The 10,119-nt window shown below is 40.0% G+C and carries 8 protein-coding genes; 2 read left to right on the top strand and 6 right to left on the bottom strand.

Annotated features, from left to right (window positions below):
- The first annotated feature begins 175 nt into the window (after positions 1–175).
- A complete protein-coding gene (locus IE199_RS13445; RefSeq protein ID WP_189771423.1) occupies positions 176–1,873 on the top strand; it encodes a M20/M25/M40 family metallo-hydrolase in 1,698 nt (565 codons plus the stop codon).
- 70 nt (positions 1,874–1,943) lie between these two features.
- Here IE199_RS13445 and katG read toward each other — a convergent pair whose 3' ends face one another.
- The 5 genes from katG to IE199_RS13470 form a co-directional block, all read right to left on the bottom strand.
- Positions 1,944–4,211 (bottom strand): catalase/peroxidase HPI, encoded by a 2,268-nt coding sequence (gene katG, locus IE199_RS13450; protein ID WP_189771431.1) that lies wholly within the window; start codon positions 4,209–4,211, stop codon positions 1,944–1,946.
- 156 nt (positions 4,212–4,367) lie between these two features.
- Positions 4,368–5,306, bottom strand: coding sequence for an ABC transporter substrate-binding protein (locus IE199_RS13455; RefSeq protein ID WP_189771439.1), 939 nt, complete (start codon positions 5,304–5,306; stop codon positions 4,368–4,370).
- Positions 5,303–7,174, bottom strand: coding sequence for an ATP-binding protein (locus IE199_RS13460; protein ID WP_189771441.1), 1,872 nt, complete (start codon positions 7,172–7,174; stop codon positions 5,303–5,305). The genes IE199_RS13455 and IE199_RS13460 overlap by 4 nt, the downstream gene beginning before the upstream one ends.
- 176 nt (positions 7,175–7,350) lie before the next feature.
- Positions 7,351–8,115, bottom strand: a complete 765-nt coding sequence (locus IE199_RS13465) for an alpha/beta hydrolase (protein ID WP_189771443.1) — start codon at positions 8,113–8,115, stop codon at positions 7,351–7,353.
- The gene (locus IE199_RS13470; protein ID WP_189771451.1) at positions 8,105–8,758 is read right to left on the bottom strand and encodes a 4'-phosphopantetheinyl transferase family protein; all 654 of its coding nucleotides are present in this window, start codon (positions 8,756–8,758) and stop codon (positions 8,105–8,107) included. Before IE199_RS13470 ends, IE199_RS13465 begins: the two co-directional genes overlap by 11 nt.
- A gap of 103 nt (positions 8,759–8,861) precedes the next feature.
- Here IE199_RS13470 and IE199_RS13475 point away from each other — a divergent pair, with 103 nt between their 5' ends.
- Entirely contained in the window at positions 8,862–9,248 is a 387-nt protein-coding gene (locus IE199_RS13475) for a hypothetical protein (protein ID WP_189771453.1), read from the top strand.
- 61 nt (positions 9,249–9,309) lie between these two features.
- On the opposite strand, the gene IE199_RS13480 is transcribed toward IE199_RS13475, so the two are convergent.
- Positions 9,310–10,119, bottom strand: coding sequence for a MipA/OmpV family protein (locus IE199_RS13480; RefSeq protein ID WP_189771455.1), 810 nt, complete (start codon positions 10,117–10,119; stop codon positions 9,310–9,312).

Genomic DNA, 10,119 nt, shown 5'->3' on the forward strand with positions numbered 1-10,119 from the left:
TCTAATCAATGATCAGTCACGACATTGTTATAGTATAACAATACCTTAGCCTGCATTGGTTAACTACTGGCAGGTTATCTCAACTTTTAGTCGTCCAAACGCATTTAAGCTGCAATTGGTGTCTTTTCGTCCTAAGTTATCGTGGAAAAATAAAATAATAATTTTAAGGACTCTAATGAAAAAGCTCTCTTTAATGGCACTTTGTGCCTCTACAGCTTTTAGCATGTCAGCAAGCGGCAATTCAGACCTAGACATCGCTAATAAAATTCGCGCAGAAGGCTTCTACAACTCAGAAGTAATGCATACTTTACAATACCTTACTGACAATATTGGCCCAAGGTTGTCTGGTTCTCCTCAAATGAAGGAAGCTAACGAGTGGACTTTAAAGCAGCTAGAATCATGGGGCTTAAAAAATGCTTATTTAGACCCATTTGAGTTTGGCCGTGGCTGGACTCACAGCGCTGCGTCAATTGATTTAATTTCTCCACGTAAAGTGTCGTTCCACGGTATTCCAGTTGCTTGGACACCAGGTACTAATGGTGACGTTACCGCTGAAGTTATCATGTTTGAAGCGTCTTCAATTGAAGATTTGAAAAAGTACAAAGGTAAACTTCGTGGCAAAATCTTAATGATGGGCGAAGGTCGCACTATTGGTGAGCCTCAAAGAACTATTTTCAAACGCCATGAGTCTTCAGATTTAGGCAAAATGAAAGAGTTTCCAGTAAACCGTGGTCCAAGTCATCGTTCTGACCGTCATCCTCACTACCATGAAACAAGTAAACAGCGTTACCTTTTCAACAAAGCGTTAAATAAATTCTTGAAAGAAGAAGGTGCAGTAGCTGCTGTTTACCGTAGCTGGCGTCAAGGTGGATTAGTAGGTATTTGGGGTAAGTCACATCAAGTAGGCAATACCTTCCCAATTCCAGCTATGGTAATTGAAGCAGAGCAATATAACTTAATTAACCGTTTAATGGATGATGGCGATAATCCAAAAATCACCATGAACGTTAAAGCGAAATTCCATGACGAAGATCACAACGCATACAACACTATTGCGGAAATTCCTGGTACATCGGAAAATCCAAAAGTTGTTATGTTAGGTGGTCACTTAGACTCATGGCATGCAAGTGATGGTGCTGTTGATAACGGTGCTGGTGTTGCGGTTGTCATGGAAGCGGTTCGTATATTAAAGGCATTGGATATCAAGCCTAAAAACACGATTCGAATTGCCCTTTGGTCAGGTGAAGAGCAAGGTTTATATGGCTCTCGCGCCTATGTAGAAGAGCATTTTGCAACGCGTCCAAAACCAACTGATAAAGATGAAGCGGCATTACCATCTTACTTATGGAAATCTCCAGGATGGCCAATTCAACCAAAATCAGACTACGAAGACTTCTCTGTATACTTCAACATGGATAATGGTAGTGGCCGATTCCGTGGTATTTACACAGAAGGTAACGTTGCCGTTAAGCCAATTTTTGGTGGTTGGTTTTCACCATATTCTGATTTAAGCACGGGTACTATTACAAACCGTTCTACTGGTGGTACTGACCATGAATCATTTGATGATGTAGGTTTACCGGGCTTCCAGTTTATTCAAGATCCTCTTGATTATTCATCACGTTTGCATCACACCCATATCGACTCGTTTGACCATGTTCTTGAAGACGATATGAAACAAGCATCAGTTCTTATGGCGGCTTTTGTTTACCAAGCGGCGATGAGAGATGACGTGTTACCACGTAAACCAATGCCACAAGGTCCTTCGAAGTTGCAGAAAGAACAAATGCAACTGAAGAGTGACAAAGAGCGCAGAAAACGTGAACGCGACGCTTTACGAGCTTTAGAAGCACAAAAGTTAATTGAAAAATAAACTTTTGTTTAACCATTAAAAAAACGGTGGGCTTGCCCACCGTTTTTATTTGTTCAAAAGAAAATTCAATTTACTTTAAGTCAAATCGATCATTTTGCATCACTTTAACCCAAGCTTTAACAAAGTGGTCAATAAAACGTTGTTGCGCATTGTCAAATGCATAAACTTCTGCAACTGCGCGTAACTCTGACGATGAACCAAAAATTAAATCCACTGGTGTCGCCGTGTATTTAATCTTGCCAGTTTTACGATCTAACCCTTGGTAATAGTTGCCAGCTTTTTGCCATTTAGTTGACATATCCAGCAGATTCACAAAGAAGTCGTTACTTAATTTACCCGGTGACTTAGTTAAAACACCATGTTGACTGCCATCAGCATTTGCACCTAGTACACGCATACCGCCAACTAATACTGTCATTTCAGGTACAGTTAAGCCCAGTTGATCCGCTTTATCTACTAGCGCGTCAGTTGGTGACTTGTAATAACCACTCGCATAGTAGTTTCTAAACGCATCTGCTTGTGGCTCAAGTAATGAAAACGAATTCACGTCAGTTTGTGCTTGTGTAGCATCACCACGACCTGGAGCAAATGGCACGCTAACCTTAATACCTGCTTCTTTAGCTGCTTTTTCGATAGCCGTTGCACCACCAAGCACCACTAAATCTGCTAACGATATTTGTGTTTTTCCAGCCTGAGCATCGTTAAAGTCTGCTTGTATACTTTTAAGTACCGACAATACTTTTTCAACTTCTTTAGGGTTATTCACTGCCCAGTCTTTCTGTGGCGCTAAAGCAATACGAGCGCCATTGGCACCACCACGCATATCAGTATCTCTATATGAAGATGCTGACGCCCAAGCAACACGCACTAACTCTTGCACCGTTAAGCCTGAATCATTGATTGCTTTTTTCAAGCGGTTAACGTCTTTACTGGTCACTAACTTATAGGTCGGTTTATCAATTGGGTCTTGCCAAATAAGTGCTTCTTTGGGTACTTCACTGCCCAAGTAATTTGCTTTAGGGCCCATATCACGATGAGTTAACTTAAACCACGCTTTGGCGAACGCTAGCCTAAACTCTTCTGGATCAGCTAAGAAACGTTCAGCAATTTTTCTATATTCAGGATCATGTTTAAACGCTAAATCAGCCGTGGTCATTACTGGCGGGTTAAACTTGCCCTTAATGTGGGCGTCTGGCACAACTTTTTGCATGGATTCATCAGTTGGGATCCACTGTTTTGCACCTGCCGGACTTGTCGTTAACTGCCAGTCAAAGTTAAGCAAGTTTGATAAATACAGTGAAGTCCATTTTGTTGGAGCTTGTGTCCAAGCGCCTTCTAAACCACTGGTTACAGTATCTTCTGAGTGTCCTTTACCACAGCTATTTTTCCAACCTAAACCTTGTTGTTCAATAGGCGCTGCTCCTGGCTCTGCCGACAAACATTTTGCCGCTTTATGGGCGCCATGCATTTTACCAAAGGTGTGACCGCCTGCCGTTAGGGCAAGTGTTTCTTCATCGTTCATCGCCATGCGGGCAAATGACTCGCGAATATTTTTGGCTGAGCCAAGAGGGTCTGGTACGCCACCGGGGCCTTCAGGGTTAACATAAATTAAACCCATATGAACGGCCGCTAAAGGCTTTTTCAGTTTGCCGTCAGCTTCACGGCGATCGCTTGCTAACATTTCAACTTCTGGTCCCCAATACACCATATCAGGTTCCCAATCGTCATCGCGCCCTGCTGCAAAACCATAAGTTTTAAAGCCCATGTTTTCTAGCGCAACATTACCAGCAAGTACAATTAAGTCGCCCCAAGAAATTTTTTCACCGTACTTTTGTTTAACCGGCCAAAGTAAGCGCCTCGCTTTATCTAAGTTACCGTTATCTGGCCAGCTATTAAGTGGGTCGAATCGCTGCTGCCCACCACCAGCACCACCTCTGCCATCTAATGTTCTATAAGTGCCTGCGGCGTGCCATGTCATACGAATAAAAAGTGGGCCATAATTACCCCAGTCTGCTGGCCACCAATCTTGTGAGTTGGTCAGTACTTTATCTATGTCTTGTTTCAGTTGATCGTAGTCAAGCGTGGAGAACGCTTTATGATAATCAAAGCCCTCACCTAAGGGATTGGAACGAGTGTCGTGGTCTCGAAGTGACGATAAATCTATTTGTTCTGGCCACCAAAAAAGATTTGATTTTGCTTGATTAGGTGCAACTTTACCCATGCCAACCGCACCTGCTGGCTTACTTATTTTTACTTCTTCAGCCAATGCGCTGTGGGAGAGTGTTAATGCTAATACACTACTGATCACCGACAATTTACAGCGGTTATGTTTGATCATAATAGACTTCCTTCTATCTCTTGCTTTTTAAGGGTTCTGCATGAGTATAGAAGTAATCTGACAAAGCGAAATTGAGTAAACTAGAAGATGACGTTCAGTTTTTTTAATCAATGTTTTTATATTTAACAAAAATAGTAATTTACCTAGTTCACCCGCTTATAATCGAACAAACATACTGGTATCAACTTTCTCTGTGATGCTTTGATTTAACAAGCCATTGTTTAACATAACTTCATCGAGGATTAACATGGTCGCTTCCAGTTTGTAACGATTAATATAGGTATTGTTTAACTCTTTATTGGCCAGTTGCACTCCTGTGGTCATCTCAGGCCACTCTGCGGGAGGTAAGTTTAAATTTGTACCCACTATTTTAAGCACCTCGGGATCTTTGTTTAGTAGCCTATTATTCACTTTATATAAACTGTTAATCAGCTGACTTAACGTTTCTTTTCGACTGTCTTTTGCATAGCGATTAACCACCATAACATCAATAATTGGCGCATCATCCATTTGTGAACTATCAAAAAGTTTATGCATACCCTGATTTAACATGTGATCGCTAAAAGGCGGAAAGGTAACAGCGGCGTCAATTTCATTTTTTTGAACCATTTCAAAGTGTTTATCTACTGTGGAATTGACAATTTCTACGTCTTCTAACGTTAAATTTGCGTGATCAAGCAAACTACTCAACACCAAGCGGCCTAAGGCTGTCGTTTCTACGCCGATACGCTTATCTTTTAACTGCGTTATCGATTCAACTTGCTCAGATGCTAACACCTGATCTGCGCCATTAGAAACATCCATGACGGAAACAAAGTGCAGTTCAACGCCCTTTTCAATCAATATCATAGCTTCATCTAAGGTAAGGCAAGCAACATCAATTTTTCCCTGCTCGAATAATGACATGACATCAGTGGCATTAGATTGGCGTATCAAAGTTAACGGTTCATCAAGCATATTAAGTTTGTCGATTACATATAACGATTCATACCCTATCCAATTATTTGTACCAATTTTTAACGGCCTAGTTTTGTCTGAACAACTCATTAACAGTAAAGCGCTTATCAATAACAATGTTTTCCATACTTTCATCATTCACTCTCCACAGGCACTAAGTTCGCCAATTTGTTGTGCAGTGCGTTAAAATTAATGGGCTTTGTTAAATAGTCATCCATACCAGCGGCTAAACATTTTTCTTTATCACCCTCTAAACTGTTTGCCGTTAATGCAATAATATGGATGTCTTTGACCGGCGCAGCGAGCTCTCTTATCTCTTTTGTAGCTTGATAGCCATCTTTAACTGGCATCATGCAGTCCATCAATACCCCTTGGTGACAACTGCTGATCTGTTTTACCGCCTCTTCACCATTGCTGACGAGATCGACAGTACAACCCATTTTTTTTAACGCATCTTTGATCACCACTTGATTAATGCGATTATCCTCAGCGACCAATAAGTGTAAATTTAACGGTTCAAATGTCAGGTTTTCAGCTGGTTTGTCGTTATGTGATTGCTCTTGTCTGGTATCAAATGCTTGGTCGGCTATTTCCATTAGCACGGAAATTGTAAACGTACTGCCATGCCCTTCCTCACTTTTTACCGATAAATCGCCAGCCATTTTTTCGCATATTTTTTTAGAAATAGACAAACCAAGGCCAGTGCCTCCGTAATGTCTTGTAGTACTTGCGTCGGCTTGTAAAAATGGATCGAAAATAGAATCCAATTTATCTTGTGCTATGCCAATACCGGTATCTTGAATATCAATGGTTAATTTGACGCCTTCCTGCAGAGTTTGTGTTGTCGCAATAATCGAAATACTTCCTGCTTGAGTAAATTTAAAAGCGTTATTGAGCAAATTATTCAGCACTTGAGTTAAGCGATGACTATCACCTTTAAGTTTTGATTGACTGATGCCCGAACCGTCAAACGTTAAATTAACCGCTTCATTGCCATTACTGGCCTGATAAATTTCAACTTGCGCGTTAATTAACTCAGTAATATCAAAGTTAATTTGCTCTAAAGTTATACCTGTACTCTCAATTTTTGACAGATTAAGAATGTCATTAATGATCATTAACAAGTTTTCACTGCTTGAAAGCGCTAACCTAAGATACTGTTTATCTTTTCGAGACATATCTTGGTTATCAATCATTTTCAATAAGCTTAAAGATGCATTCATCGGCGTACGAATTTCATGGCTCATGTTAGCTAAAAACTGCTCCTTAGCTAGTGCAGCCTGCTTAGCTTCGGCCAAAGATTGAGTAATTTTATCTTCATTATCTTTGAGTTTTTTACCTAATCGATGACCAAATAACGTGACTATGCTGATGATCACTAATACAACCACAGAGATCACAGATTCATACTGTTTCATCTGCTTAGCTCTTAATAGTTGTCGTTGAAAATGTTGATTTTGAATTTCAGTAATATATTGGGTTATTTCACCAATGGCGTGCGTAGTTGCATATAATTCCGCATCCATTTGCGACATATGCCCACCTGCCCTGACGTTTTCATTTTTTGATATTGCATCAAAAATGTCGTAGGTATGGCTTACCATAGCGTTCATGTTGCTATTAATTTCTTCCAGGTAATGCTCTAGCTCAACAAGTTGCTCGGTAGTAAAAGATGAATTTAGATTCGCTTTTGCGTGTTTAAAAGCGGTATTAAACCAAGTAAGGTTTTGTTTTAAAGCTTGAGATTCGGCATTAATATCACGTGACTCAAAAATTCTATTTCCAGGCTCGTTAACGGCCTGAGCGATGTAGCCAAGTTTGACAAACTCATTGACACTCAATGACATTTTTTTGTTGTCATTAACCGAGCTTTCATAAGTACTCATTAACACTTGTGTTAATGACAATGCCGCGACAATAGTGATGATATCAATTAGGGCCAACACATAATATACATGGTGCCAACGCAACTTTTGTTTCTTAGTCGCCAATGTTGATTGTTTCATGCCTTCCTAAATGACAAACGTCTGAAATTTTTGTTGAAATACCATTCCTTCTTGTTCTAACTCTAGCGCTAATCCATGAAAAATCAATGAATGATATCGGCTAAAACCTTTTCTAGAGAGATTAAACTTTTAGCGGTAAATTTAACGCAGGTTAAATGCATTAAAGCTCCAAAATATTATTCAACACTTGTGCTTAAAGTTGCGTTTTTAATTTGTTCGATATAGTAATAAATAGGCCAAGTATGCGGTTTACCCAAAAAATTAGCCTCGGACTTTAATGCAGTTATATCAACACCTTGGCTATGTTTTGGCGCTTGATTACTACCAGGTACGTTATCGTCAGTATCAAAATAAGTGTTGCTAGCATCAGCACATTGGCCAAAATGATTTAACCCATAATGCCAAAACACACCACCATAAACGGATACCGGGTCAAGATAAACACTATTAACTATCACGGATTGCCCTTCTAATGTTTGTGACTTGAGCCCTTCACAAATCCCTAAATTGACAAAAGCTCCACAGCTGTGGCCGATTACTTCAACCCGTTTAAGGTGCTGATTGGCCATTAACTTTTTGGCGACAATCTCTCCTATACGCCTGCCGTTCACAGAACATGTAAATGCGTTGTCGGCATATCGCTGCCAATCTAAGGCGATAACCTCTGCTTGCGGATTTTTTTCTTTCAATGCTTCCTTAAGGTCAATTGCCCAAGAGTCGGCGTTATCTTTTAAGCCATGAGAAACAACAATAACATGTGTGCTTTCACTTTGAGGAACCGATATTTGGTAAGGGGTAAAAGGCCAAAAAATGTAGCCTAGCAATACTAGAGTGACAACAACAAAAGAGACAACGGGAAAGTAAATTAAAAAGAATAATAGCCAAAACACTAGAGGTGTATGACGCTGATAAAATTTTCTAAACAAAGCGTTAATTTTCATGACAATTCGACAGTTCAATAAATGTTAATTGATTTTCAGCTGGCAACACACAGGTGCAAATGTAGTTATCTTGGAGCAGATGCTGCGACACTAAGTTGTTGGCGGTAAGTAATGCTTCACTCTCTAATGAGAATAACTTTGTGAGTGAAATCTTGGTTGCTTTTGAAAGCGCTTCTTTTAATGTCCAAGCTTGATAAAAAGCACTAAAGGCATCTGACGAGTGCAACACATGGTTAACTTCATCCGCTGTTAAACAAGACACTGCCAATGCCTCTACACCACGCTTACGATTAATAAGCTCAATATCGATGCCAATTGTAAAGTGCTGGCCAACAGCAAATATAACTGCAACCGCGTCATTAGAGTGGCTTAGTGCGCCATAGGCAAATAGTTCACCTTCAACAGTAATGTTTAACACGCTGGTATTAGTATCAAAAAACACTGCTACCGCCTGTAAACCGCATCCAAGGTGTTTCGCCACAACGTGTTTAATAAACCCTCGCGACGCCAAAAACTGCCGCTGTGCTTTGTTACTCGTTTTTGTTGAAAATTGCGCTAATTCATTGGCCTGTAATGCCGACTTATCAAGAGCAAATTTGGCAGCTTTAGTCGAAACCGCCACATAAATAGGTTTATTTTGCATTCGTCATAAACGCCTTTTTGCCTATATCAATTGTACAAATGTTTGAATTTAGGGCGTATAATGCGCCATTCGAATAAAAGATGGAATACTTTAAAGGAATCCCATGAAGAATGTTACTTTCTCATTATTAATGTTGTTTGCTGTTGCTGGCTGTTCAACTTCACAACCAATATACAACGCAAATACAACAGTTCCAGTGACTATTAGCAATGACGCGATGGAAAAAGCGATTGTAGAGGCACTACTGTTTAAACGTTGGAAAATTTTGTCACAATCTGAAGGTAAGATTGTTGCTGGTATTGAAGTAAGAACACACTATGCTGAAGTGGAAATAACGTTCGACGCTAACAAGTACGAAATTAATTATAAAGACAGCAATAATTTAGACCATTCATCAGCTAGAAATAAAATTCATAGAAACTACAATAAATGGATCAAATTGTTAGCCACTGAAATAGATAGAAATGCATATATGGCTAAAAGCCAATAGCATTACCTGAAAAAAAGCACTAATTGATTTAGTGCTTTTTTACCTTCTTCTATTCAAAACTTTAATTAAACACCCAGGCAAGTCCTAACCCAACTGAAACATTTTCTTTTTGTTGCACGAGAGGGCTGTTTTCATTTTTACTACCACCGATATGGCGATAAAGCACAAAGCCAGCAAGCCACCATTGCTGTTTGCGATAAACAAGCCCAGAAGATAAGCTGGTGCCTAGGTATCCTGATTTAGCATCAAACGCTGGGCGATGAGCAAGTTGATACTGTTTGTCTACCTGATAATAAACATCTTGATATGTTTCAGAGGCAAAGTTTACCGTTAAACGATTTTGCCAAGTTAACTGCCCCTGATTAACTGCAGCTAATGTATGTTGTGCATGTAACGCAGTGCCATATTGCCACCCAGCATCAGACAATGTAGAAAAATCTGTCATGATTGCTTTGCGCGTGAACAATTCAGTAAAGAGCTTGTTATCTGCTGACGGCGTACCTGACAAATAATATTTGATGGCGCCGCCAAGCTGGAAAGTCCAATCAATGTCAGGCATACCAGAGCGAATAGCCACATCATCACTGTTTACGGGCAACTGCGCTGACACCGAAAAATCAACATATAAACGTTGTGTTTGCCACAAGCTGCTGAGCAGACCATCGCGATCAACTTTGATGTGTTTGTCTTGATAATACACATAAGGCAGTGGAACTATATGTTGGCGATAATCCTTTGCCCCAGCATATTCTGGAACATGAAGCGCAAAGGCACCAACACCAATTTCAAAAATTCGTTCAGGCTGCTCGCCAGCCTCTGTTAACGTAGCGCACAAAAGTAATAGTGCACAAAACAATCCTTGTCGTTTCAA

The sequence above is a fragment of the Thalassotalea marina genome, assembly GCF_014656435.1.
Classification (GTDB): Bacteria; Pseudomonadota; Gammaproteobacteria; order Enterobacterales; family Alteromonadaceae; genus Thalassotalea_C; species Thalassotalea_C marina.